General features: G+C 62.5%; 18 protein-coding genes and 5 pseudogenes. 8 read left to right on the top strand and 15 right to left on the bottom strand.

What is annotated here, in order from left to right:
* The first annotated feature begins 753 nt into the window (after positions 1–753).
* The gene (locus tag MTX21_RS19665; RefSeq protein ID WP_280966404.1) at positions 754–1,482 is read left to right on the top strand and encodes a hypothetical protein; all 729 of its coding nucleotides are present in this window, start codon (positions 754–756) and stop codon (positions 1,480–1,482) included.
* A gap of 23 nt (positions 1,483–1,505) precedes the next feature.
* On the opposite strand, the gene MTX21_RS19670 is transcribed toward MTX21_RS19665, so the two are convergent.
* Together MTX21_RS19670 and MTX21_RS19675 are read right to left on the bottom strand one after the other, a co-directional pair.
* Positions 1,506–1,664: a hypothetical protein gene (locus MTX21_RS19670; RefSeq protein ID WP_280966405.1), complete on the bottom strand. Its 159-nt coding sequence runs from the start codon at positions 1,662–1,664 to the stop codon at positions 1,506–1,508.
* 306 nt (positions 1,665–1,970) lie between these two features.
* Positions 1,971–3,560: a hypothetical protein gene (locus MTX21_RS19675; protein WP_280966406.1), complete on the bottom strand. Its 1,590-nt coding sequence runs from the start codon at positions 3,558–3,560 to the stop codon at positions 1,971–1,973.
* Between the two features lie 258 nt (positions 3,561–3,818).
* Between MTX21_RS19675 and MTX21_RS19680 the strand changes: the two genes are divergently transcribed.
* On the top strand, positions 3,819–5,153 hold the full coding sequence (locus MTX21_RS19680; protein ID WP_280966407.1) for a hypothetical protein: 1,335 nt from the start codon (positions 3,819–3,821) through the stop codon (positions 5,151–5,153).
* Here the strand turns inward: MTX21_RS19680 and MTX21_RS19685 are convergent.
* The 7 genes and pseudogenes from MTX21_RS19685 to MTX21_RS19715 all read right to left on the bottom strand — a co-directional run.
* Positions 5,150–5,554 carry a hypothetical protein gene (locus tag MTX21_RS19685; protein ID WP_280966408.1) on the bottom strand — a complete coding sequence of 135 codons (405 nt, stop codon included), beginning with the start codon at positions 5,552–5,554 and terminating at the stop codon, positions 5,150–5,152. The genes MTX21_RS19680 and MTX21_RS19685 overlap by 4 nt on opposite strands.
* Before the next feature lie 447 nt (positions 5,555–6,001).
* Complete coding sequence (locus tag MTX21_RS19690) at positions 6,002–8,323, bottom strand: AAA family ATPase (protein ID WP_280966409.1); 2,322 nt, start codon at positions 8,321–8,323, stop codon at positions 6,002–6,004.
* Positions 8,324–8,561: 238 nt separating this feature from the next.
* Positions 8,562–8,960: a hypothetical protein gene (locus tag MTX21_RS19695; RefSeq protein ID WP_280966410.1), complete on the bottom strand. Its 399-nt coding sequence runs from the start codon at positions 8,958–8,960 to the stop codon at positions 8,562–8,564.
* 179 nt (positions 8,961–9,139) lie between these two features.
* The gene (locus tag MTX21_RS19700; protein WP_280966411.1) at positions 9,140–9,475 is read right to left on the bottom strand and encodes a hypothetical protein; all 336 of its coding nucleotides are present in this window, start codon (positions 9,473–9,475) and stop codon (positions 9,140–9,142) included.
* 43 nt (positions 9,476–9,518) lie between these two features.
* A complete protein-coding gene (locus MTX21_RS19705) occupies positions 9,519–10,001 on the bottom strand; it encodes a hypothetical protein (protein ID WP_280966412.1) in 483 nt (160 codons plus the stop codon).
* Positions 10,002–10,737: 736 nt separating this feature from the next.
* Complete coding sequence (locus MTX21_RS19710; protein WP_280966413.1) at positions 10,738–10,998, bottom strand: helix-turn-helix transcriptional regulator; 261 nt, start codon at positions 10,996–10,998, stop codon at positions 10,738–10,740.
* A 723-nt stretch (positions 10,999–11,721) separates the two neighbouring features.
* A pseudogene (locus tag MTX21_RS19715) lies at positions 11,722–12,023 on the bottom strand (daunorubicin C-13 ketoreductase); the annotation flags it as partial.
* Positions 12,024–12,240: 217 nt separating this feature from the next.
* On the opposite strand from MTX21_RS19715, the gene MTX21_RS19720 reads away from it, so the two are divergent.
* The gene (locus tag MTX21_RS19720; protein ID WP_280966414.1) at positions 12,241–13,062 is read left to right on the top strand and encodes a complex I NDUFA9 subunit family protein; all 822 of its coding nucleotides are present in this window, start codon (positions 12,241–12,243) and stop codon (positions 13,060–13,062) included.
* A 248-nt stretch (positions 13,063–13,310) separates the two neighbouring features.
* Positions 13,311–13,583, top strand: coding sequence for a hypothetical protein (locus MTX21_RS19725; RefSeq protein ID WP_280966415.1), 273 nt, complete (start codon positions 13,311–13,313; stop codon positions 13,581–13,583).
* 1,195 nt (positions 13,584–14,778) lie between these two features.
* Here MTX21_RS19725 and MTX21_RS19730 read toward each other — a convergent pair.
* Positions 14,779–15,027 carry a helix-turn-helix transcriptional regulator gene (locus MTX21_RS19730; RefSeq protein WP_280966416.1) on the bottom strand — a complete coding sequence of 83 codons (249 nt, stop codon included), beginning with the start codon at positions 15,025–15,027 and terminating at the stop codon, positions 14,779–14,781.
* A 1,434-nt stretch (positions 15,028–16,461) separates the two neighbouring features.
* Here MTX21_RS19730 and MTX21_RS19740 point away from each other — a divergent pair.
* Positions 16,462–16,734, top strand: a pseudogene (locus tag MTX21_RS19740) (hypothetical protein).
* Positions 16,735–16,835: 101 nt separating this feature from the next.
* A pseudogene (dinB, locus tag MTX21_RS19745) lies at positions 16,836–17,844 on the top strand (DNA polymerase IV).
* Between the two features lie 63 nt (positions 17,845–17,907).
* Here the strand turns inward: dinB and MTX21_RS19750 are convergent.
* Together MTX21_RS19750 and MTX21_RS19755 are read right to left on the bottom strand one after the other, a co-directional pair.
* Positions 17,908–18,375, bottom strand: coding sequence for a metallophosphoesterase family protein (locus MTX21_RS19750; RefSeq protein WP_280966417.1), 468 nt, complete (start codon positions 18,373–18,375; stop codon positions 17,908–17,910).
* The gene (locus MTX21_RS19755) at positions 18,372–19,292 is read right to left on the bottom strand and encodes a Ku protein (protein ID WP_280966418.1); all 921 of its coding nucleotides are present in this window, start codon (positions 19,290–19,292) and stop codon (positions 18,372–18,374) included. The genes MTX21_RS19750 and MTX21_RS19755 overlap by 4 nt, the downstream gene beginning before the upstream one ends.
* Before the next feature lie 459 nt (positions 19,293–19,751).
* On the opposite strand from MTX21_RS19755, the pseudogene MTX21_RS19765 reads away from it, so the two are divergent.
* Positions 19,752–20,001, top strand: a pseudogene (locus MTX21_RS19765) (hypothetical protein); the annotation flags it as partial.
* A 232-nt stretch (positions 20,002–20,233) separates the two neighbouring features.
* Here MTX21_RS19765 and MTX21_RS19770 read toward each other — a convergent pair.
* The 3 genes and pseudogenes from MTX21_RS19770 to MTX21_RS19780 form a co-directional block, all read right to left on the bottom strand.
* A pseudogene (locus MTX21_RS19770) lies at positions 20,234–20,662 on the bottom strand (dihydroxyacetone kinase subunit DhaK).
* Between the two features lie 1,154 nt (positions 20,663–21,816).
* On the bottom strand, positions 21,817–22,047 hold the full coding sequence (locus MTX21_RS19775; RefSeq protein WP_280971187.1) for a hypothetical protein: 231 nt from the start codon (positions 22,045–22,047) through the stop codon (positions 21,817–21,819).
* Positions 22,048–22,604: 557 nt separating this feature from the next.
* On the bottom strand, positions 22,605–22,964 hold the full coding sequence (locus tag MTX21_RS19780; RefSeq protein WP_280966419.1) for a hypothetical protein: 360 nt from the start codon (positions 22,962–22,964) through the stop codon (positions 22,605–22,607).
* Positions 22,965–23,180: 216 nt separating this feature from the next.
* On the opposite strand from MTX21_RS19780, the gene MTX21_RS19785 reads away from it, so the two are divergent.
* Positions 23,181–23,336, top strand: coding sequence for a hypothetical protein (locus MTX21_RS19785; protein ID WP_280966420.1), 156 nt, complete (start codon positions 23,181–23,183; stop codon positions 23,334–23,336).
* Positions 23,337–24,519: the final 1,183 nt, after the last annotated feature.

Raw genomic sequence — 24,519 nt, forward strand, 5'->3', positions numbered from 1 at the left:
ATCGTCTGGCCCTCAGACATGAGTGTCCGACGGCCGTGCGCCTTGCGCCATGAGCTGCTGTTTCCAGTAAGTCGCTGTTTGACCTAAAGTCGCTCTGCTTCGCGCCTAGCTGGGTCGATGCTGCCGCTGTATGGGCGCTCTCGTCGGGGGCAGATTGGAGTGGCGCTGAAGGTCCATTCTGTCGTGGAGGATGCGCGATTTCGATCGTGCGGTTCGGCCCGGTACATCAAATGACCCTCGCGACGGTGGCGCCGCGAAAGCACAACCCTGGGCGACGGGGCCGCCGCCGCAGCGTAGGCGCCGCGCGCGCCGCCGACAGTCGACCACAATGGCCGTGGGGAAGTGGACTCGCGAAAGGATTCGTTTGGAGGCGCGCGCGGCGGTTTCGCCGCGGCGGCGCCAGCCGTGCCCGCCGCGGTCATCACCGCGGAGGATACGCGCCGAGTTCGACTTCAAGAGAGGCCGCCCAAGGATTAGAATGCCGGAGGACGGCGGCGCCCGTGTGGTCCAGGATTGCGGGCAATCATGCGCGGGACGACAGGAGCAAGGATTGACCGAATGGTGAACTGGATTCGCGGAAATGCCGCTTGCAAATCCCGCAGCAGGCAAGCAGGCATCGGGCTTGCTTGCAAGGCGCAAGGCTTGGCTCAAAAACACCGTCGTCGACAGGGCGACCAGAACTGGGGCTCACGCCCCCGAGGGGTTAGGACGGAAGGACTCACGAGGCCTTGACCTCGCGTACGGGGAGCACACATGGCGACTTCGATACAGTTGGCCCAGGATCTGTCGGCCGCGCTGGGGATTCCGGCCCCGACCGTGATGCATATTCTGGGCGGGCTGCGGTCCGCCGGACTGATTATGTCGCGCGGGCGGGGGCCGAGCGCCACGGCCATGTCCAGCACGGATGCGAGCGCGCTGCTGATCGGAATCGGATCGGGGGCGGCCGCCGCTCACGTCGGGCCGATCACCCGTAGCCTGATGACGATGCCGCTGCGTCACGCCTTGCGCCCAGCAGTGGTCGGCTTCGAGAAGGGGCGCGACCACGAGCATCGGTTCTACCATTTCCTGCAACCGCACTCGTTCGTCGAGGCGCTAAATCTGCTGCTGGATGCGGACGACCAAGCGCCTGAACCCGACGCGGACAACCGCATCCAGGTCAGCCCCTTCGACTGGCTTGATCGGCTGTCTTTGACAATCGGCGCCGACGCCAGCAGATCGAGGGGCTTCGCCGTGATCAGAAGTTCTTCCGCCTCGCGCGAGATCGCCAACATCTACAGCACGTGGACCATCCTGCGGCCGTCCGGGCCGTGGGACCTCGACGTCGCCCGGTTGTTCGGCCCGGAGGGCGGCGCCTTGTCCGCCATGCACGTCGGCGGCAGGGTTCTTCGCGCTGCGATAGGGTCGCTGCGCGAACCGGTGAAGGGCGCCCGGCCACGGCCGGAACGGATCGCGGGGTTCAGCCGGCGCGCGGTGCGCAAGTGAGCGGATCCTCGACCCGGTCGGCCTCATCGACGGAAGAGAATGCCGTCCTTGAGGACGAAGCGTTGATCGGCGCAGCGCCGCACTGCGTGTTCCAGATAGGCGAGAAATTCGTCGTACGGCGCAGCGGGAGCGAGCGCCGCGTAGAGGTCGGCGACGAGCTGGGCGCCGTAACGCTCGACCATCAAGAACACATCCTTCTCCACCCCCTGAGCCGGGGCTTGGGTGGCGCGGCGTCCGGGACTTTCGCATCCGGTGGCGCGGCCATTTCCCAGAGCTCGCGCACGTCCACCGTCCAGCGGCCGTCGGGGCGCTGGATGAGACCGTCGCCAGGCGACAGTTGGACCGCCATGCGCCGTCGCCTGAGCTTCAGCTCCTTCCGGAGCGGCTCGGCGAGGAGATCGTAAATCTGTGCGGGTTGGAGCGCGCGCCTTTCGGCCGCGATCACGCTCCTGACGGCCACCCGGATCGCCTTTCGCCGCTCTGCCCGCCTAACCACGGCGGGCAAACACAGGATGGTACGGATTGAACGACCATGTCTCGCCTGCGCGCACCAGCGCCGGGAACGAGGGCGCGACGCGCGGCAGGACCTCCGCGACATCCACCAGCGCGCGCATATATTTCGGCAGCATCGCCGCGATCTCGTCCGTGCTGGTCGGACCGCGCAAGCTGCAGATGTCGATGGCGTAGACGGCGGTCTCCTCGTCCAGCGACAACCCGCGAGGCCGGTTCTCGTCGACGCCGATGAGTGACCACCAACCCTTATCGTGCCTGAGCTGCGGGTAGTGCCGGGCGGCCGTCATGAAGGGGATGGAGGGCTGGCGCGCCGGCAATGCCGCGCGCAGCGGCTCCGACAATCTCGCCCGCAGTTCAAAGGCCCTGAGGGCACACCGTCGGGCGCTCAGGATCTCGACGAGTTCGCGGCCGAGCGCGCGGTAGTCCATCTGGCCCCGGCGCGACCAGTAGCGCCCCCGGGTATGGCGGGGTACGTGCCGGCGATCTGCCAGCCAGTAGCCGCCGTCCGCCAGCTTGCGCAATTTGGGGTTATCGGCCCTGGCAAGCACCACGTGCGCGTTGTGACGCCGGAAATCGAGCTTCAGCCGTGCCTCGACCGCCGCGTCGTAGATTTCCGTGGGCCCCGCTGGGCGTCCGACCCGCTCGACATATTCGACGGCGTACCCCGAGAATAGATCACGCCGAGCCTTGTCGCGCGCGCGCCTGACTTGGGCCGGGGTGCCCTCGCCGCGGCGCCCAGCATGCGGATTGAGGGATTGCCGCGAGTGATAGCCCACAGCGGGTGCCTTGTCCGGGACCGGCCTCCCCCGCCGCCAGAACAGCCCGTTTGAGAGCTGCTCCAGGTCCGAAGGCGCAGAGCGCTGCAGCGCCTGGCGGGCGTAGGCGCGGCTCAGGCCAGGCCCGTACACCAAGGCCGCGCCGTCGTAGATCTCCATGGCTCCGGCGGGCCGGCCCACGAGCTCGACATATGCGGCGGCGAACGCCGCGAATCTGGCCCGCTCAAGCGCACATCGCGCAGCGGCTTTATCTGCTGGGGTATCAAAGGGCAGGAGCATTGCGAGCCGATCGCGCGTTTCCGGGCTCACCACACTGGCGTCGACGACAGCCGCTCGTGCCGGCGCGAGCAAGTCGGCGGTGCCGCGAAAATCGAGGTCCGACGGCTTGGTTTCGAAGGCCCCGCGGCTCGGTTCGGCAGTCGGGAACAGAAGGCCTGCCGAATCGTCGGATGTGGCCTCGACCGGTGCACAGCGGTGGTCCCGCTTCCAGGCCTTCAGCAGACGTGTGACCGGCGCCTGGCCGCGGCGAAGCAGCGGTCGGAGCTTCGCAACGGTCACGAGCTTCGGATCGTAGCCGCCTGCCGCGCGGGCCAGCGATTCCATCGCGGCGAGCGCCGTCTCGTCGATGGGCCCGAATTGCTGACGGGACGCGGTCAGCGTCGCCGGCGGGTGCGAGTTCGGCCCCGCACGGTCATCTGATTCAACGGGAAATTTTTCCGACGCCGCTCCAGAAACGCAAGGAGAACCGCGCGCCAATTGCGGGCGCCAGTGTCGGAAAATTTCCCTCAACCTATTGATTTCGCTCGGGTTGAGCGCCGCCCGCGGGGGCTTCGTATTTGTCTGTCCAAATTTCCAAGTATCTGACATCACGGAACAATTCCGAATTTTCCGACGACCAGATTCGGCCATTTTCCGACAAACCTACGTAGACCCGCGATTTTTTCCCGCGATCGTACCTAGACCGCGGCCCGCCTCTTTTTCGGAGTCGCGCTGGGCAAGCTCGTAGACACCGCTGTAAATGTCAATACAGATTTGCTACATTGATGTATGGCCACGATCGAAATCGAGAGACCGTACTACACGCGCCCCTATTACATGCGTCGTGAGGGCCGCCTGCGACTGCGCTGGGATTGCAGCGCGCACGCACCGGACGATTTCGAACCCAAGACACAGATCCTCGACCCGAACTGGGAGGTCGCTTTTCGGCAGGGGCGGGAGCTGTATGAGAAGCTGTTGCAGGCCCGGGCGCGCCAGGGTTCGGCGATTGTGCTTGCCAACCATCGGCCCGGCACCCTCGGCGGCCTGTTCGAGGCCCAGAAGAAGCATCCGACCTTCACCAAGCTCGTCACGCCCAGCACCTGCAAGGGTTACGGCAAGCAGCTCGATCGCGACGGAAAACGAATCCTTCGAGTTGAGAGGTTCCGCGGTCTGCGGTTGAGCGAGGTACCGGTCGCCGAACTGACGGTGCCCGCGGCCAAGGCGATCCTGTATGACCTATTCGACCTGGGCCTCGGGGTGTTTGACGTCAAGGGCTACAACAGATGCCGAGAACTGCTGCGCCTGGTGTTCAACAACATGGTTGGCGAGTATGAGGGAGTCCCCCTCGACAATCCTATCAGGCACACCCGGCACCTGCGGGACAAGAACAAGCAGAAGAAGCTCGGCGCCTCGATCTTGCACCTGGCCTATTTCGATTACGGAGCGAGGCTAGAAGGTGTTCCGAATCTTGGGACTGCCGCGCTCGCGACGTTCGAACTTCAGCTGCGCTCGACCGCGGTGCTCGCCCACTGGCTCTGCGAACACTGGAAGCCCACGGGCCGGGACAATCAGGTTTATTTGGTGCGGCCCAAGGTCGGAAACTCCAGGTGGATCGACCTGCACGATGTACGTGGAGAACCTTACTTCCCGGCGCTCGAGGCGCGCGTGGATGCCATAAAGGGTGAACGCAAGTCGGGGATTTTGATCCCGCGGGATGGAACACATGATACGCCGTGGGGGCTGCGGAACGACGGTCAGCTGACTCACGAGTTCTACAGTTTGTTCGACCGGGTCAAAAAGAAGGTCCGACTGCCCGACGCGCTGAAGTGGTCCAGCTTCCGCCGAGGTGGCATCACCGAGTCCGCCGAGGCAGGCTGCACAGAGAACGAATTGATGTGCCTCAGTGGTCATCTCGATCCGCGAACGGCGCGTGTCTACATCACGGAAACGATGCGCATGGTCAGCAATGCGCAGCGCAAGCGGATCGCGCAGCGGACTGAGGTGATCCAAGGACTCATCGCCGCGCACAAGCTCGACAAGCTCCGCGAGGAGCCGGAGTTTCAGCAACTCCTGGAGATCCTCGGCCCCTTCGTCACCAAAGAGATTCAACTCGACGATCTCTAGCCCGAGCCGTGCCGCTGGGCGGCGAACTTCCTAATCTCGATAATGTGCCAGAGGCATTCGATCCTGCCGCCGCTGTGCCGATAGGAAGTGGGAGGCGCGGCCTCCCCGCGCGCGATCGCCTGGCAGAGCTGCCGCGTAGTCGCGAAGTTCATGAACGCAGCGGCCGTCTCGGCCGTCATCTCTTCCGGCCACAGCGGAGGGAAGCGCGCGGGACGGTTTGGCACGTGGACGGGTACGGAGTGCGATGGGGGCTGAACGAGCTGCGCGCCGCGCGTGCGCTTTTGCGCGGGGTGGATGGAAAACGTAGCCTCCGGCTGCGAGCGGCGGACCCGCTTGGGGCTGACGAAGCGCACTTCGTCGGAGCCGAGCTTGTACGCGTCCCCGACCTTGACAATATTCATGCTGAATCCGGTGGCTCGGTTTCGGCCCGCAGAGCCGCCACCCACCTGCCCCGAGCGCGTGCGGGCGAAGGCAGTCGCCCTACCTTCAGGATTCCGCCGCGATCCTTCGAGAGCGGATCCGCTGGCCGTGCGCTGTCGAGTGCGCTCGAGCGTGGTTTGGCGTTGCGCAGAAGGCCTGGGGCGGCAACGCCGCTTTCCGCCAAGGGGACCAAGGATTCACTACTCGGCGTGTTCATCGCTCGTCCGGCGCAGTTTTGCTGGCGGCCTGGCCCGGCCAAGGCGTCGCGCACACAGCTCCGAGCTGCCGCAGGCACTCGGCAACATCCGCGCCGGTGGCTCTGTTCCAAGAGCCCTCGAGCCGCCGCCTCAAGGGCGGGCAGCGCTCGTGCTGTAGCGGCTGCGTGGAGGCGACCGCCGCACCAGCAGCCGGAATGCCTATCGCGCCAATCATATCGGTCCCTCCTCAATGTCGCGGCGCGCGCGAATCATATCGGCCGCGCTAATTCCGTCGATCCGGCTGGATCGCAGGAGCGTCGAGGCGATCGCCTCGAGCGCGGCCCGGTGCTCGAGCAGAGTCGAACGGCATGCTTCGGCAGCCCGCGTGAGCTCGGCGTGCGCCGCGATCCGCACGTCGACATACGAGAGCAGTTCATCCGTGTCCTCGTGCGACGCGAAAAATAGGAGGTGTTTCGGTCCGCCCATCCCGAGCGATCCAACCATGGCTGCAGCAAGGGCGGTCGCTTGCTGCAGGTCGGACCCGCGCGTGCCGCCGGCACCGTGCGACGCCTCGCCGAGCATGATTTCTTCAGCGATGCGGCCAGCGAGCAGCACCTGAAGACGGTGCTGGTAATCCGAATAGGTGCCTGCGAACGGCGGCGCCTTGCTCCTCACCGTCGCCCCGCCCCTGTTCCCCGACCGGACGATCGACGCGCGTACGTCAGCTTCGTGACCGAAATGAACGATCTCCGCCACGACATGGCCTGCCTCATGGACAGCGCAGCGCCGGATTTCCGAGCAGTCGCGGTCCTCCCGATTCACCAGCGCCCGGCGGAGATCGGCGAGCTCGAGCGCGCGGTCGGCGTGGCGCGCGAAGCGCAGGGCGTCGTTCGTGATCCTTTCGACGTCGGCTCCAGTGGAGCCCAACGCGAGCAAGCAGATTTCCTCCAGATCCTCGCCCGCGAGCCGGCCCGCGAGGCGGACGCGAAACATGCGCTCGAGATCGCACGCGTTGGGCAGCCCGATCCGGATGATCCGGTTGAGTCGACCGGACCTCACGATGGCAGGATCGCAACGGGAGAGATCGTTGGATGCTGCTAGATAAATGAGTCCTTCGCGGCCGGCGACGCCGTCGAGATGCGCGATGAAGGCGTTCACGACCTCCACGACGTAGTCGGCGTGGGCGTGGCGGAGCTTGCTGCGGTCCGCGAAGGAATCGATTTCGTCGGTGAAAAGAACGCACGGCGCTTGCGCGCGAGCGGAATCAAAATCGCGCCGCATGGCTCGCAACAGATGGCCGAGATGCCCTTCGTCCGCCGACTGCCACTGGGCCAGCGAGCAGGCCACCAGCGGCAGGCCAGCAGCGTGGGCGAAGGATTCGGCGAACAGCGTCTTCCCGGTGCCCGGCGCGCCAACGAGGCAGGCACCGGGGTCCAGCGCCGACCAGGGAAGCTCTCCGCGCCGCCATGCGTCGAGGTCGCGTATGGTCGAGCGGGCCCATGCAACGGCCTCGTCCATCCCGTGCAGCTCGTCCAAGGAGATGTCCCGTCCGCGTTTGCGTTCCAACTTCTCCGCGGCAAGCCGGCGCAGCTCGGCCAGACACTCGGATGGGCTGCGATCGAACCGGATAGCAACGATCAGGTCGACCAGCGTCACAGGGGCGACAGTCTGGGCGTCGAGCAGCTCGCGGCAGCCCTTTCCGGTCACGATGCGAATCACGCGCCCGATGGTGACCGGATCGAGCGGAAAAGTGAGGCGGATCCGCTGAGACTTTAAAAGGACTTCGGGCAAGTGCGTGTCGGCGTTGGGCGATATCGCAATCAACGGAAGCGCAAGCGACAGCGCCGACAATGCCTCGCTTTCCCGCGCGCTCCTGTCCTTCGGCTGTGGACGCTCCTTGGCCGCGAGATAGATGATGTCATAGTCGTCCCGCTTTCCGGAATTGGAAGCGCCGACCTTCATCACGCGGGTTGTCGCCGGAAAAAGCGTGTCTTGCCAAATGGCGACGGCGCGGTCGAGCATCTCCGGATCGGGCACGTCGATGATGACCACCGGCGCAGACGAGCGGATCGCTTGCCATAGCTCGGGTCTGGAGTCGAACATGCGGGAGACCAGGAGCCGCGCCGCCGCTCTCGCCGGGGTCACCGGATGCGACGGTGGCCGAGGTCGATGCCGGGTAAAGAACGATCCGAATTCCTCGTCCGGCTCCTCTTCCTGAGTCCGCGAGTTTGCTGCGATTGCCTTGTGCACCTCGGCGCGAACGGCCGTCTTTTTGCGAGCCGCGCGCATCGCTTTCTCGGCGGCAACACGCGCCTCCTCTTCAAGCTTCTTGACCAGCAGTTCGTGCTCTCGCGCGGCGGCGACTTCGGCGATGTGGAGGCGATAGCGTAAAGAGGCCCGCCAGTCGGCCCGGTAAGCGGCCAACTCGAGCGAGCCCATAGGTCCGATTGTCGGCGCGGAGGGTGGATGCTGCGGTGATGCCAAGGCTCCGATCTTGGGCAGCGGCCGCGGCCGCACCGGCAGTTCTGGCGCTGTGATGTTCTCTTCACTCATGTTCTCACCACCTGTTCATGATCCCGAGTCGGCTTTTGGGGGAGCGCTTCAGGCACGCGCTGCCGAAACGATCCGGCTCAGTTGCCCATCATCGTTCCTGCGCATCGAACGGACTCCATCGCTCACGCTGGATTCGCGTGCGAAGGGACAACTTCTCGATCAGTATTGAAAGTCCTAGCCGGGCCGCGCCATGCCTCGCCGGGCCACGTCCCGCCACGCCGTGCCCAGCCGTGGCGAACTACTGCGGTTCGAGCTCGACTTCTTCCACGAGAAATCGCCCGTATTCGGGCCTGTGATCGCCAACACCGTATGGTCCCGCGAGCTTGAACAGCTGGATCACGTCAGTGCGGCTCATCATGCTGGAAATGAATGTTGCGCTGAATGTTGCGCTCCAGTCGGGAAAACATGGGCGCGTCCGCACCGTCCGTGATCCCTGAACACGTGCCATTTCGCGATGGAGGAAACGTCCATCTGCCCAGAGTTCCGCCACCGACTTCGGACCGTCATACTGCAGCATGGCTGGACGATCTGCCATGAAAGCGGCCTTCGCGACATGGCCCTTCTTGCGCTTCTTCGCGGCATCGACCAGCACGCGCTTGATGCATTGCGCCGGCAAGCAGGGTTGGCCGTCGAACAACCACAGTCCGCCGTGCCACTCGAGCTCCGCGATGCGTGCGTGGTCCGCTTCGGTCTTGTCGACCTTTGCGGTGATTGCGGCAAGCGCTCTTGTCACCGCATCGCAAGGATCGGCGAGTCGCGCGGAATGCATCAACATTGGACCTAGTCCGACAAGCCTAAGGGCGATATGTTCGACGCTCATGTGTTCACTCCAGCTTCTTCAGGATCGAAAAGTGGTTGGGCATTCGGATTTGGGGGTTCGACATCAGGGATCGGAATGGCTGCGAGCTCGTGGTAGCGGCGCGCGCGCAGCATCGAAGTGACGCCGTCGTGGCACGGCTGACAGAGTGTCGTCAGGTCGCCGTCGATTTCGCAGCCGACACGTTCATACGTCCTGTGATGGGCTTGCAGCGCGTAGCCTCGGGCAGGTGAGTTCGGACAGAGCCGGCACTGGAATCCGGCCGCCTCGAATTCGCGCAGCCGGACGGGATTGCAGCGCCAGGCGGGACTTGTGATGTACTTGCGATAATCCATCTCGCTCTCCTCGGAAATGCACGGTCGTTCGGCTCCTGTCGGCTCACGGCGGACGCTTGCGGCCCTTGTGGGCGAGCCAGCTGTCCGAAAGCGCCGCGCAACGTGCATCGATCTCGCTTCGCCGCTTGAGAGTGGAAGCCATCACGAGAGCCGCAGTCGCGTTTCCGTCCAGGGCGATGCACAAGACGGCGCTCATGGCCAAATCGAGCGGCACGAGTGTCCTGGTGCCGCTCTTTTGAACGCGAAGCGCCACGCCGATAGCCACGGCTGCATCGCCGGCCGCGGCCAGAAACCAGTGTGGTTCTCCGATGATGGCGGACTGCGAGAGGAGGCGCCGAACAACTCGGATATGACGTTCCCTGAATTGTTCGGCGCGAAGCGTTCGCCACCAGGCCAGCGGGTGCGGAAAGGTCAGGACGACCGGAACGTTCCTGCGCGCACGCGCGAACAGGGCGGCTTGCGTTGGAGAGGACCGGGCGTGCCCGGCCGATCGTTTCGGAGGGTTCGGCGAGATACCAACACGCATCGGAGGAGACTCGTGGCATATGATAAATCATATGAGATCGCGCCAGCGGAAGGACTGCCGCCTTTCCGGACGGCGTCCGGTCGCGATCTCGGTTTTCGAAGCCCTGAAGGTCGCGCGCGCGAGGTTTCCAGCCCAAGGACTGGAATGCAGGTGCGAACGTTTTGAAGCCCTGAAAATGCCGCGCTAGCTTTCGGCGGCATCAAGCTCGCGGTCGCAGGCAGCTTAATCCTTTTCAAGGATTCAACTGTACATTCTGACCGGAGCAGTCACTCCCGATGTTGAACCGACTTCGGATGTGCGCCGAAGCGATGGTTAACATTTGCTTAATGTAGCATGACTTGGGGGCAGTTGTCCCGCCTAAGGATGCAGGCGACTATTGCAAGATCGAATTATGGTTAACGCGCCGCCCGTTTCTCCAGCCCAGGTCCGCGCCGCCCGTGCGTGGCTCTTCTGGAGCCAGGGAGATTTGTCCATCAGATCGGGCGTGTCACAGACGTCGATCGCCCGCTTTGAACTCGAACGCTCGGTCCCTCACACCGACACCTTGACCAGCATCCGCAATGCATTCGAGGCGGCGGGGATCGACTTTCGATTTCAGGGAACGGTCGGAACGGGAATTTGCGGTCCGTCCGCTCGCCATTCCAAGCCCAAGAAGCCATAGCGCCGAGCTGCGCCAACGAAACAAACGCGGCGTCCCTTTGAAATACGAGGGTCTCGTTCGCGCGGCGACCGGCGCTCATTTCGTGACGCGCGTCTCGAACAGATCGACCAATCTCACCTCCAGACAGGCTGCGATAGCCTCCAGGGTCTGAAGCGTGGGATTGGAGCGAGCGTTTTCGATCAGCGACACAGCCGTCTGTTCGATTCTCACCTTGGCGGCCAGTTCGTCCTGCGTCCAGCCCTTCGCCTTCCTCAGCCGCCGGACGTTGCGGCCCAGCGCTTTCGCAATCTGCGAGGTCCGAGCGGGAAACCGCTGATCGAATCCTGACCGCCCCATGAGCAGCACGGTCAGACGATCGCGTCAATGCAGTCCATATGATTTATCACATATTTCCGAACGATCTCTAAGGGACAGCCTAAGCAATTGCAAATAGGGTGGATCTAGCACCACCGATGCACGCACACGGGAGCTTGCCGTACGTTGTTTGTGGCCGAGGCGAAATGTGCCTTTCGGCTCGCCGAAGGTTGCTGGCACTCGGTCAGTGCATGGCGCGAATGTTGGAGCGCTCGAGGCCAATTTGGAAAGATGACGATAGAGTACGGGTCCGAACACCTGCACATTGGCTCGACTGCCGCTCTGAAAGCCGGCGCCTCCGACGAAACTCATCTTTCGGTCGTCCATTTCGTCGACGGGCAACTTGCCGTAGAGACGGACGATATGGAGATCGGGCCACAACGCGTCCCAGCTTCGGACTCGAGATCCTGTAGCCACGGCCAGATCAAGAAGGTTTGTCCATGGCGCCTTCTTCCGCAGCAATGCCCGTTTCAGAGGGAATCCCCATCATCGGCCGAGCCTGCGGAGCAATCGCCAAACTAGGCTGAGCGCTGTGGCGCGCTTGAAGCGAACTTCGTCCGCGCGGCCAAGCCCAGGTTAGAAATACACCGGCAGAGGGGCGCTTCATCAGTGCTGCCCCTCAATCCATCTTCCGCGGCGGCAGGCAGGACTCGCATCGCTTGACCTTGGCACTCTCCGCTTCTTCGGCTCGACAGGCTGTGATCTCTAACCAAGAGGAAGCGCAACGCTCGTCAGCTCGCCCAATCTGGCGATGAGGTGATCCTGGGATTCGGGATCGGAGGCCTCACTGGCCGGCTGCTCCTGTCGAAGGTGGTGCCAGTAGCAGCCGCCGCTTACCAAGGCGGCGGCGTCGTCGCTGACCGCCAGCCAGATCTGGGTCCGGTGTCGAGGTCCACCGGGGCTCCCGGGCTGCCCATCTTCGTGCGCGCCCAACCGGGATCCACGGCATTGCTCCAGACCTTCGGCCAATGTCGCGCCAGCGCGAAAGCCAGCGCGACGACATGTAAGATTAACCATTTCTGCTTCGAAAAACTGCCGGGCTCCAGGCTGTAGCGTCAGCTACCGCCACGTGGGATGATGGTGAAGAAGTGTCTGTCGATCCTTAGCAGGCGCGTCGTTAGCTCGCGATAAGCGAACGGCCGCCGCAACTCTTCCTTTGTAATATTGGAAACGATTACTCGCACGTAGCCCACTACGCCTCCACGGCCTCGATGAGGCTTTGCGGTGCGGGCCGCCTCTCGACATCCCGAAACCGGCAAGTCGGTCTTTGGTGAGGGACCGCCCGGCCTGGAGCAAATCCGGGCGGACGTGGACGATGACGGATCGATCAGTGCCACCTTGGCAGACGTATTCGGGGTCGTAAACGCCGTAAGTCTCTACACCGAGCGTCCCAACCGCACGTTCCATGCCGTTCATGTCGATGCCGCCGCCAGGCTCGCGAAGCGTTCGCACGATTTGGGCGTGGCCCGGCTGGTACACGTCTCGGGCATCGGCGCCGATGCCAATTCGTCTTCGCGATATATCCGCAGCCGGGGGCGGGGCGAAGATTCCGTACGCGCCGCATTCCCGATTGCGACCATCATTCGCCCCGCCGTCCTGTTTGGACCCGACGATTCGTTTCTCACTCCTCTGAGCGGACTGCTGCGGAGCTTTCCTGTCTTTCCGGTGTTCGGCCTGGGCCAAACTGTGCTGCAACCGGCCTACGTTGAAGATGTGGCAGAGGCAATCACGCGAGCGTTCGAAGCGAGTTATCCCGCGACCGTTTATGAACTCGCCGGCCCCATGGCTTACTCCTACAAGAGCCTGCTGGAGACAATCAGCAATCATCTCAATCTACGACGCGTTCTGCTTCCCGTGCCGTTTACCGTTTGGCAGATCCTGGCCTCGTGCGCCGAGCTTCTGCCTCAGCCGCCTATCACGCGAAACCAGGTCGAGCTCATGCGGTCAGACAATGTTCCCTCGCCCGGCAGTTCAGGATTCCGCGAACTTGGGATCGATCCGCGCGGAATCGAGGTGATGCTTGCTGGCTCCAGTTTTAGCACCTAGGCAGAAACAGCTCGCGACTCCACTCTTGTCTCGGCGACATGCTGGTGAAGTGGAATTGCCTTCATTTCAATTGGATCCAGCTCATTGGGGCACGGAGTGGCAGTCTCGCCCGGCTCCGGCGTATACATACGTGAATCCGCAATATCCTAAATGCAAATTTGCGCGCTCTAAACTAGGACAGTACAAATTACGCTCGAACCCTACGGGCTTCGGATTGTTAATCAATCAGCCGGCCGTGGAGGACTCCCATGGGAGTTGAGCGTATGCACCGGCCGAAATACTGGCAGATGCGCGCCGAAGAATTCCATGCCAAGGCAGACAACTGCGAGCATCGCCAGACCAAGGACAGCTTACGCAAGGTGGCGCAGGCCTACGACGATTTAGCTCGTCGTGCCCGGCAGATCCGAACCGTCGAAGACCTGGAAGTAGCATCGCCGTGCGGCAAGCAAGTTCGCGCTAGGCCATCCCGCAAGGTACCGATGACCAGTAGGCCATTAGGAGCAAGCTCCGACGAAAGGTAAATCTGGATGCAGTTCGAGGCGGAGCCGTCTCAAAAGGTAAAGGTCGCTCCGTGTCTTGGCTCCGCCGGCGCCCACCTTGGAACTTCTAAACGAGCGCTTCATTTCTCCCGTATGCGGCCCGTGACGAGCGCCAGATCGATGAGGCTGCCGCGGCTGGGGGTTTTAGGGATCGTGAGCCGGGGCCGCCGAGGGTGCAGCATTTCTGATCGGAACAGTGCTGTCCTTCTTTCTTCCCTTGCTGCAAGCTGCCGCTCACACTCAACCACCTCACGCTCCAGTCGCCCACCTCGTCGAGTATAGTCAGATCCGTTTGGTGGACTGTGCGTGCGAACCAGATTGCAACACCCGTGCATCCGCGGGCCTCTCGAGAGAGGCGACACGTCCAGCCTACAGGCGAGCACTTGGCATCGAGCTCGGCAAAACGCGCACTGGCCTCGCTGCGGTGCTCGGATCGACGGAACTTCTCGTTGATCGGTCACGGGAGCACACGAGAGCGGCTTTACTCAGCTTAGTCCGTGCCGGCTCCGAGCGTGCGCGCGATGGCACGAGCCGAGGCGTTCGATGCGGCGCAAGACCGCGTCCCTTATCGGCCGTTTTGTTCGGTTCACGCATTTGTGACGAGCTCCGGTTCCCCCCTACACTTCTTGATTTCCAAAAAATTGCCGGCCGCGACGTCTAGGGTGCCTACGCACCGCGTTAACGGGAAAACGCTCAGCACGGCCCGCGGTCGAAGCCGTTGTCGGTGTTGCCACGCTTCGCGCAGAGCCGCGTTCGCGCGGCCGATGCGAGGCGCTGCGCCGACCTTCGCGCCGACCACGCCGCAGCCAAACCCTCGGGCCGGCACGCCGGCCGCTTTCAAATCCTTGGCCCGCATCGCGGCGCGCCATTGTGGCAATGTGTGCGTCGCCACAAGGATTCGCGCCCCGATCGGAACGCGCGCCGCCGCCCCCGCTCCCGGCGGGAGCCGCGCAGTCCTGCAATCGGACCCGCAACTCCTGTCCAAAGGATTCGATCATACTTTCCAAGGAGTATTCACTCGGCCGCAAAAATGCGCCTTTCTACCGAAGCGCGAACGGTCAGGACGCGCGTGGTCGCGCGCCGACCCATCCGAGAATCACGACGAAGATGCTGGCCAAACCACCGGAAGCGCGCCGGGCCGACGAGCGGCCGCCAAAAGGGCGCGTCGGCGGATGCGTTACCGCGACTTCACTGGCGGCGCAGCGAACAGTGCCGCGACCTCCACATTGAGTGCGAACGCGATCTTGTCTAGCGATTCCAACGTTGGATTTGCGGTCGCAAGCTCGAGAGCGCTGATCAGCGCCTGGCGCAAACGGGTCTCGTCGGCGAGATCGTACTGGGACCATGATCGCTCCAGACGAAGTTGTCGAAGGTTGCGCGCAAGCAAGCGCCTGGTGCGTTCCGGATCTCGCTCTCGCCGCCTCATCCGGCAGGATGATGCATCCCGCTGGCAGGAACAAAACACGCTTTAAAGTGTTAAATACGTCAAGACGTGTCCTGATCACAAGAAACAGCGGCCGCCGGGGTGGCTCGCGGACAACTTCTCGCCTCGCGCCAACGAGAGGCGCCCATCTCCGCCGCGGCCCCCGCGAATCGGGATAGACAGGTACTGGAATCAAATTGTGTCTCGCGATCCCGACATGATGCATCAATCCGACATCGTTCGACCGGCATTCCACCGCGCGCCGAACTCGAGGCGATGATGGCCAACCCATCGTTGACCCAACGTTCCGCTTGTATGGCTCGCCGACTTGCGGAGGGCGAGAGCCTCTCTCGACGCGGCGAACCGCTTGCAAAATGGGTCGCACCGCCTCCGCCGCCTGATCGACGCCGCTCAGAACATCGAGGAAGCAGCGGTCCAAGCTTTTCGACCATCCGGATTTTCGTGCTAAATTGCCCTCGGACTAAGAGGTCGTCGGTGTGGTGCGACCCTGCGCCACTGACCTGTAGGAGACCTCAATCAGGTCACTTCGGCGCGAGTTGCAGTTTCAGGTCCAGCACCCTGATCGCCTTTTGAACAGTTTCAATCGTCGAATTGCCGCCCGGGCGGAAGGATTTGTGAATCGCTTCGCAACGTCGATGCGATCCGCCGCCTGTTCGATGCTCTCAACAACCGAGTTGCCAACCTGCCTTCCGTGCCCGGCATTTTTCCTGACTACCGGCACCGATCATTCGCAATAGTCAGGACGGCCGCGAGATCGCCATGGCGCGATGGGGCATGCCGTCGTCGCAGCGGGCGTTAGTGGACGCAACAAAAAAAGCGAGCCGAGAAGCTCGAGGCCAAGGCAAACCGGTCGACTTCAGGGAATTTCTGCGGGCGGAGCCCGATAGCAGGATCACGATATTCGCAACGTGGCGAGCAAACATTGGAAGCGATGGCTCGGGCCGCACAAACGCTCACCTCGTTCGGCGAGTACGCGGCAAGAAGACGCCGGTCTGGTTCGCACCCAACGAGTCCTGCCCCTTCTCGCCATCGCCCGCCTCTGGACCGACTGGACCAGTGTCCGCAAGGCGAAGACGAAGTTACCGCCGACGTCTTCGGTTTTCTGACTGCGATCCCAATCGTCGAGTTGAAGCGCATCAATCCCAGGGCGATGCCGGCAATCCTTACGACGAGCGAAGAGTACGACGTCTGGCTACGCGCCGCCTGGGACGAGGCCAAAGCGCTGTAGCGCCCTCTGCCGGACGGCACACTCCAGATCGTTGTGAGCGGCGAGAAGGAAGACCCTCCGCGCCTAGCGTTTTGCACAGGCGAACGTGAACATCGGGACGAACCGCAGCTCTCGCAATTTGCTGGCCTGCGCTAACCGACCGGAACGGACCATGGCGTTCTCGGATTCGCCCTGGCAGGAACCATTCAATGCTGATGTTCAAGGAGAAACGGTCCGCGATTCGAACGCTTCGCGGCTGGGTCATCTCGGTGCTGCAGGAGGCTGGCGCCATCCCGCGAGTGCGAGGCGCACGGCTGGATGCAGGATCGCGCCGATCCACACGCACGTGACCGCGTCTTGGAGATCGCGCGGCGGATCCGCCGCCCGGCGCATCGTCGGAGGCGGCCGTGGCCGCGATGGCGGAGGTCCTGAATTCGATCGGCGATACCTGCCCGCAGTGCCCGCCCGCCACCGAAGTCTAACGACGGCGACGTCCTGGCGGGTCTATAATTTGCGAATGGCGAGACCCGATCCGGAGCAAGCCGTCTAGACGGCGCCCTGTCGCAAGATCATCCATATCGACATGGATGCGTTTGCATCGGTTGAACAGCGCGACAACCCAGAGCAGAGCTTCGCGGTAGGCCAGTCGCCGTGGGAGGTTCGGCGCAACGAGGCGTCGTGGCGGCCGCCAGCTACGAAGCCAGGACGTTCGGCGTGCGCTCGGTCACGGCGAAGCGGCAGTGCCCCGATCTGATCTTCGTCAAGCCGCGTTCTACAAGGTCATCAGCCGGCAAATCCGCGAGATCTTCGCCGAACACACGCCAATCATCGAGCCTTTGTCGCTCGACGAGGCCTGTCTCGACGTCACCGAAAACCTTCAGGGCATCCCCTCGCCCGCGACGTGGCACTTCGGATCCGCGAGAAGATCACGGCGGAGACGGGCCTCAACGCTTCGGCCGGCATCAGCTACAACAAATTCCTGTCGAAGCTCGCTTCGGATCACCGGAAGCCGCACGGCGCCACGTTCGTGGAGTCGCTGCCGGTCGGCAAATTCCAAGGCATCGGTCCGGCGACGAGCGCGAAGATGAATGGCCTCGGCATCTTCACCGGAATGAAAATCCGCAACCAGACGCTCGAGTTCATGAATGCCAACTTCGGCAAGTCCGTCGCCTATTACTACTGGATCTCGCGCGGCATCGATGATCGCCCCGTCCGCACCAACCGCATCTGCAAGTCCATCGGCGCCGAGAACACGTTCTCGGCGGACCTCGACGTGATGGCCGCCGAGCTCCGGCCACTGATCGACAAGGTCTGGCGTCACTGTGAGAGCACCGGCAACCAGGGACGGACCGTGACTCTCAAGGTCAAGTTCTTCGATTTCGAGATCATCACTCGGAGCCGGCTCTGTCCCGACGATCGTGTCGAGCCGGGACGATTTGGAGAGTTTGGCGATATCCCTGCTGCAGGCCGAGATACCTTTCCCGAAGTCGGTTCGCCTGCTAGGCGCGTCGCTGTCCTCGCTGCAAACGCAGTGGAACGACGATGTCGAACCACAGCTCGATCTGCCTATCTGGCGCTGCCCTTCGATGTGACTTACAGCCTGGCGGCCGAGATGACGCCGAAAGCTTCGCCTGCTGCACGTGCTGCGGCGCGGCCTATCCGACTTCAAGATCGTGCATGATCGGTTGCAATCCGTCGGGCGTGACCTCGAGGCTCGCAAGCGTGATCGGTAGCTTGAAGCGTCGGCACCCGACACTGCCGGGATTCACGTAGAGTAAGCCGTCGACGTTAGCGATCTTCGGCACGTGGGAGTGGCCGGAAACAATGACGTCAATGCCCTGAGCTACGGGGTCGATTTCCAGACTGTTGAGATCGTGCAGAACGTAGAACAGCCGTCCCGCGAGCCGCACGAACTCGGTTTCGGCAAATTTGGTGGCCCACTCGTCCGTGTCCACGTTCCCTCTGATCGCCGTGACGGGAGCAATTCTTCGCAGCGCGGTGATGATCTCGGGATCACCGATGTCGCCGCCGTGAATGATGTGGTCGACCTGGGCCAGCACGCGAAGAGCCTCCGGCCGAAGTCGACCGTGCGTATCCGAGATGATGCCGATGGTGAAGGTCATCGAAGCGTCCGGTTGAAGCACTTTATCGCGCGTTGGGCCGCGTCTTCCTGATGCACCGCCGCCGGCTTCTTGCCTTGGATCGGCATCAACATCTCTTTCTGGCCCGCCGCCGCCTTGCGCGGCTTCTTGGCGGGCTTTGCTGCTTTCGCCGGCACAGCCTCCCGACCGACGCTCTGCCGCAGCGCCTCCATCAGATCGACCACGTTCTCGCCCTTTGGTCGCTCCTTCGGCCGAATGGTCTTGCCGGCCCGTTTCTGATTGATCAGGTCGATCAGCGCGGCCTCATAGTGGTCTTCGAATTTATCGGGGTCGAACGCGCCCGCCTTCTGGTTCACGATATGCTTGGCGAGATCGAGCATGTCCTTGGTGACCTTCACGTCCTGGATCTCATGGAAATACTCCTGCTCGCTGCGAACCTCATACGGATAGCGCAGCAGAGTGCCGACCAGGCCTTTGTCCATCGGCTCGAGCGCAATGATATGCTCGCGGTTGGTCAGCACCACCCGGCCGATCGCGACCTTGTCCATCTCGCGGATTACGGCAAAGGCGTCGTGGCCGACTTTGCCATCAGGGCGCAGGTGGTAGGGCCGGATCAGATAACGAGGGTCGATGTCGGACTTGTCGACGGATTCGTCGATCTCGATGGTGCGCGTTGATTCCAACGCGATCTCCTCGAGTTCCTCCTTAGTGACCTCGATGAACTGCCCTTCGAGTTCGTATCCTTTCACGATGTCCTCGTTGGTGACCTCGTCACCGGTATCGGCGTCGACCTTCACGTACTTGATCCGGTGACCGGTCGCGCGATTGAGCTGGTTGAACGAGATCTTTTCGGATTCCGATGTCGCTGGGTAGAGAGCCACTGGACAGGTGACGAGCGACAGACGCAAGAAGCCTTTCCAGTTGGCTCTCGGGGCCATGGTACGCAGAACTCCAGCTCGCGGCGGCTCGGATTCAAGAACGAACGGCAGGTCATCGTTCCGACAGCATGGACGCGGCCAAAAGAGGATACTTTTTCACGCCGGCTATCGACTCTTTTGTTCTTATTATGTTCGACCGCGACATGGCGGCTGCTGGCGGAATACTGGCAGGCGCTTCTGGACGACCTCGCGCAGAGAGCAGGTCGGGCCCCTCCGTAGGGGTGCTGCGGCTGAGCCAAATTCCTCAACATATTCTGAGGGTGGGGTGCCGGCGCTGCGCCAGGATCCTGCAGATTCAGAAGGTCGATGCCGTCCGCCTCTATGGTCGAGAGGCGCTCTGGAAGGATGTCAGACGACTTTTGGACAATACCTGCGCGCAGCGGACCGGGCGCCACGAGGAAGACGGCTGCTGGCCTGCGTTTCAAGTGGTCGCCGGCGCGGCCGGAACTGGATGCTGTCATGGCAGCGAAGCATCACCCGATGCCTCTTAGCGGCAGCGACCGCAAGGCGCTCACCAAGGAATTGGAGAGGGCGCGCACGATGACGACGATTCTCGCGGGCCGGGCCGCCGAAGCCGCACCAAAGGCGCGAGGCTCTCATCCGTCAGGCCGACAAGCTGCTCTGCGAATCGTTGAATGAGAGGATGTGGACCGACCAGGGCCGATCGACCCCATCGCCGACCGTCGATCGGGCCATCAACGTCGGTTACGGGGCCACATCCGATCTGACCATGGTCTCACCTTCGCTTTCGTAGATCCGGCGGCTCCACCGCGCAAAAACGCGATCTTCGCGTTGGCGCTTCACAACCGGGGCAAAAGAAATGCCGCGTCCAAGGAACACGGCCAATTTCAGGGAGGAAAGGACCTGGAGCTTGAGTGCACCGTCGCCCAGGCCGACGTCGCGTCCGGGCGGAACGCGATTGCTCGCCGATCATAACGCGATCACCACCTCAACGCGGCGGTACACACGGGATGGTTCGAGAGCGCCGTCGTCTGGGCATCGAGCAAGCTTAATATGAGCGAGCACCCGGCCATGTCGAGCGAGGTGACGTAGCTGCCGACCAGCGAGCGGGCGATGCGCAAGCCGCGTTTCTCGAGCGCCCTGCGCGCCGCGTTGTACATCAGACAAAGCTCGATCGCGGGCATGCCGCCAAATCCGTTGACGAGAAGAAGGCATCAGTGCCTTCGCGCGGGTCGAGATCCTCCGTGATCGCGGTCGTCATCTCGAAGACGATCGCATCGGCTCGCTCCAGGTTGACGACGCCCGGGCTCCCCGCGAATGCCCACTCCGATCTCCATCTCGTCCTCGGCGAGCGAAAAGGTCGGCGTGCCCGTAGCCGGCACCGTGCAACTCGTCGGCCCTATTCCCATCAAGCGTGTCCGCGCATTGACGCGCTCGCCAGAGCGTAACGCAGGTCTTGAGGTCGGCGTCCTTCTCGGCGGCGGCGCCGACGATCTTCTCGACGGTGCGCTCGGCGCGACACCGTTTCGGGACGCCTCAGGCCGGCCTCTGCGGACGAGCGAGCGCAAAGACGCCGCCCGCCGGTTTTTGCTCAATGGGAAAGGTCGGCATCTCAGTCGCAGCGCCGCTCTTTCCGCATTACCATGCGGCCGTTATCGCCCTCCACTCGCGTCGTTACTGTGCGACAGCGCTCGCGGGGACCAACAGTAACGCCACCTGGACTGACGCCGACCGTGGTGTCGCGGTCGTAGCGGTAGCGATCACTTGAGTGGTCCCGGTCACGTCCGACCTGAACGTCGACGCCCTGTGCCATCTGAAGGCCCTGGGCCGCGCTGGCCGGAACGGCGAGCGGGGCCGATAGAGCGGCAGCGGTTATCATGGCTGCTAACGCAATCTTGAACATGGAGCACTTCCCTGATTGTAAGCCTGTGCAACGTCTGCGACGAGCCGGCTCCGATTGCCGCCGCGGGCAATGACGGGTATGGCGGCGTGGGCGCGGCTCGTGCAGGGGTCAACAGTGGCGGGCGCGCGACGTTCCTGTTCTAAGCGCTACCTTGAACCGGAAGAGCTTTCAGCGGCGATTTCAGCCCCCAGCGCGCCGTATTGGCGCGCGGTGCGGCGCGGTCACAAAGCGCGAAAACATGCAGACCGGCTCGCTTACGAAGCCTGGAACTCTGGAACTGTTCCTCGCTTTCGCCGAAGCCGCGGGACTTTCGGCAGCCAGCGCACCGAGGGGATAGGCACGCTCACCGCGTTCGCCTGACGCCATGTTCCGCCCGAAGCCGCGGCGTTCTGAACCTTTCCTCTTGATCGAGGTGGTCCGAATAATCGGCGCGCCCGTTCGGAAAGCGAACCCGGCGGATGTGTCAAGACCCTCGCATCTTGGCGGACAAAGCCCGACTTCCATCCTACCCCCGCGCGGCCCCCTGCGCGACGCCGATGGACCGTAACAGGAGCCGAAACCGAGATAAGCTGATGCGCTGGGGCATGCCAATGCCGCCACGCACAGGAGGCCCGCTAGTCACCATATCTCTCGAAATATCTTATCGCCGTTCTGGGTCCATCAGGCGCCGCCAATCGCTCGGGTGATCGTGCCGCTGCCACCGCAGTTCGGACAGGGCGAGCCGTCGATACGGCCTTCGCCGTGACACTCCGGGCACACGTCTTCGCCAGTACCTGGAGTTCCGGGGAGCGCCTCATCTCCGGGATTGAGCATATTCGGATTGCTCGCTTGCATCTGGGTCTGTGAGCTTGATCCGGCATTTCGAGTATTAGGACCCTTGTTCTTCATCATGCTCGCCTCCTTGCCTTTAATCGAGAACACGCCTTGGCGAGAGAAGTTGCTCGAGCGGCGGGGTGCTACTATGGCGGACTGCTGGCGAGTGCAGGACATACCGTGCCGGTCGGCAGAAGCACTGGATCAAGATGAACAACTGGAGCCATCCCAGGATCAGGCGCGAATTGTGATCCTGCTAAATCACGCGTTCGTTTAGGAGCCAGCCCGTCTTGAGCGGATTGTTGCGTCATGAAACGCAAGTCAAAAGAGATCAGCGCCGGTACATTCCTGCTCTTTGCAGTCGCGCTGCTCGTTTTCACTCTGAGATCTACGAGAGCGCAGGGGCGATAGATCATGATCGAGATAATTCTGATCATGGCGGCGATTGGCATCCTGCTGGTCAGCTCAATCGTCACTGGCTTCGAGGCCAAGGCCGCGCTGGAGCGTCGCCGCCTCAAAGGATGATGCCCGCCACTGTCGACCACACTGCCGGTTGATTTTATCTGGACGAGCGTCATAGGCAATCAGCAAGCCGTCCTCCAATCCAGCGGCCATCCCCGATCTGGGCTCGCACCTCAATTTCGCTGCGCAATCCAGTAGCCTGAACAACGCGCGTTTCCTGAATGGCCACTCCACGTCCCGCGGCCAGAATTGCTCGAGAGCCTGCCTGAGCCGGAGGCGAATTTGTCCTGAACTGTCACCGACGCCCGAACTGCGCCGGAACGTGCTACGTAGCCTCTGAACCTGACCAAATTCGGATGGGTAACTATTCCGTCGGTGATGTCGACGGTGAAATTATAGGTCGCATCGCAAGCGCCTCTTTGCGTCACGAAAATGAGGCTCCAGGAACCGTCGAATGCAGAGCGGGCTTGCGCGACGGAGAGGAGCGCCACCAGGCAGCCCACGGCCGCCACACAAGTGAAAAGCTTTTTCATTGTTTGCTCCTAATTCCGGTGGGATGTCCGCCGCGGGGCCATGAGCAGACCAATGCATCCCACGGCGCTCACCGAGCAATCTGGCAGCGGTGTAGAAGATCAAATAGATGTTCGTGATGACTTTTGCACACCCGCAGACGCAGTGGTTCAGCGCGGCTCGGAGCTACCACAGATCGACAATTTGCGAGGTGATCATGTTGCCGCTTTGATAGAGGTATGCCTCGCCCTGTACGACGTCATACGCCCACCCACGCCAACGGCCGCCCCGTCAAGATCACCTTCGGCGAGATGCGCATGGACGTGCGTGGCATCCTCGTCTATTGCGCCGACTATCGGTGCCGCCATAGCGTTGCGCTGAGGGCTGATCGATAGTCAGACGACGTGCTGCGGCTATCGGATCTTGAGTCGCGGTTCTTGTCAGGCTTGCGGTAGAGGAGGCGCCGAATCCGGCCGGACTTCGATTGGAATACGCCGACAGTGCCAGCTATGGGTTACCTGAAACTCACGACCGAACATCCGTTCGCTGACCGGAAGCGGCAGCCCGCAGGTTGATCGAGTTGGCTGCGGTATCGAGCCCGGCTCAAGACGGTCGCATCCACATCAAGAAAATCAATGCTTCTTTTTTCTACACGGTCAAGGCAAGTGGTGAGGAGTTCAGCGCCGGCACTGGCTCGAGATGCACGAGAGCGGCACATTCGTGCGGCTGACCAAAGCTGGCGCACACGAATAGAAACGGCCCCAGCATAACCCTAAATGCCGGGGCCGTTGGAGGTTTGCTTGGCGGTAATGGGGGCGCCAAGCACCGCGAGACTAGGAAAACACTGCGATTCGTTCTGTTCGCTTTCGAACGAAGGAGGAACACAGTTCGTCAACGTCAGCGCGGGCGACATCGATTCGTAAAATGTGCCCCAATTTCCTATCTTCGGCTCATGCGTATGGCGTACGAGCTCGGTCTGGGGCCGGCGGGGCCTGCGGTACCATGCCGGCTGGAGCAACTCGGGCGATAACCGGCAGCTTCTAGAGGATCGTTCGGGCGATTACCGAGTTTTCCCGGTACACCAAGGGTCTTGGCCCCAGCTCATCATCCCTGATGACCTCAGAGAGCTGGGGTCCTTTTTGTTAGATCGCTGGAGGCAGATTAGGGCAGTCCGCTGACGGTCAGGGATTGCGCGCCGTGGGACGCGGCGGTGCTCTTCTCGAAAATTGAGGGCACCGTTGATTCACATATGTGCTCGCCGGAACCGATGGGCGACCGGAGGAATAGCTATTTGAATTAGGAGAGGCCGATGGTTCAAATCGCGTTCTTGGCCGCTGCAGCCCTAATGACGGCGGCTTGGCTCTATGCTCTGACCAAAGCAATGATTGTCCTGGGCGGTTGGCTGCTATCCTAACAAGAGCGGCCACTCCGCCACTTTGGAGGCAATCTTTGAACGGGCCGCTGCGGGCTGGGCAGCGGTCCTTCATTTTGGATAGGAACGTTCGCGCCGTTGCCAGGTTTTCCCGATGCCCTTAGCCAAGGGCAACCCCGATTGGCCCCAGCTCGTATCTCCCCCTG

Source organism: Bradyrhizobium sp. ISRA430 (assembly GCF_029909975.1).
In the GTDB taxonomy this organism is placed as follows: domain Bacteria; phylum Pseudomonadota; class Alphaproteobacteria; order Rhizobiales; family Xanthobacteraceae; genus Bradyrhizobium.

What these genes read in the sequence shown, in the direction of transcription:
- MTX21_RS19665 (WP_280966404.1), top strand. Translation starts at nt 754, where the DNA reads ATGGCGACTTCGATACAGTTGGCCCAGGATCTGTCGGCCGCGCTGGGG.
- MTX21_RS19670 (WP_280966405.1), bottom strand. Translation starts at nt 1,664, where the DNA reads ATGGTCGAGCGTTACGGCGCCCAGCTCGTCGCCGACCTCTACGCGGCG.
- MTX21_RS19680 (WP_280966407.1), top strand. Translation starts at nt 3,819, where the DNA reads ATGGCCACGATCGAAATCGAGAGACCGTACTACACGCGCCCCTATTAC.
- MTX21_RS19685 (WP_280966408.1), bottom strand. Translation starts at nt 5,554, where the DNA reads ATGAATATTGTCAAGGTCGGGGACGCGTACAAGCTCGGCTCCGACGAA.
- MTX21_RS19690 (WP_280966409.1), bottom strand. Translation starts at nt 8,323, where the DNA reads ATGAGTGAAGAGAACATCACAGCGCCAGAACTGCCGGTGCGGCCGCGG.
- MTX21_RS19700 (WP_280966411.1), bottom strand. Translation starts at nt 9,475, where the DNA reads ATGGATTATCGCAAGTACATCACAAGTCCCGCCTGGCGCTGCAATCCC.
- MTX21_RS19705 (WP_280966412.1), bottom strand. Translation starts at nt 10,001, where the DNA reads ATGCGTGTTGGTATCTCGCCGAACCCTCCGAAACGATCGGCCGGGCAC.
- MTX21_RS19710 (WP_280966413.1), bottom strand. Translation starts at nt 10,998, where the DNA reads ATGGGGCGGTCAGGATTCGATCAGCGGTTTCCCGCTCGGACCTCGCAG.
- MTX21_RS19725 (WP_280966415.1), top strand. Translation starts at nt 13,311, where the DNA reads ATGGGAGTTGAGCGTATGCACCGGCCGAAATACTGGCAGATGCGCGCC.
- MTX21_RS19730 (WP_280966416.1), bottom strand. Translation starts at nt 15,027, where the DNA reads ATGAGGCGGCGAGAGCGAGATCCGGAACGCACCAGGCGCTTGCTTGCG.
- MTX21_RS19750 (WP_280966417.1), bottom strand. Translation starts at nt 18,375, where the DNA reads ATGACCTTCACCATCGGCATCATCTCGGATACGCACGGTCGACTTCGG.
- MTX21_RS19755 (WP_280966418.1), bottom strand. Translation starts at nt 19,292, where the DNA reads ATGGCCCCGAGAGCCAACTGGAAAGGCTTCTTGCGTCTGTCGCTCGTC.
- MTX21_RS19775 (WP_280971187.1), bottom strand. Translation starts at nt 22,047, where the DNA reads ATGATGAAGAACAAGGGTCCTAATACTCGAAATGCCGGATCAAGCTCA.
- MTX21_RS19780 (WP_280966419.1), bottom strand. Translation starts at nt 22,964, where the DNA reads ATGAAAAAGCTTTTCACTTGTGTGGCGGCCGTGGGCTGCCTGGTGGCG.
- MTX21_RS19785 (WP_280966420.1), top strand. Translation starts at nt 23,181, where the DNA reads ATGCCTCGCCCTGTACGACGTCATACGCCCACCCACGCCAACGGCCGC.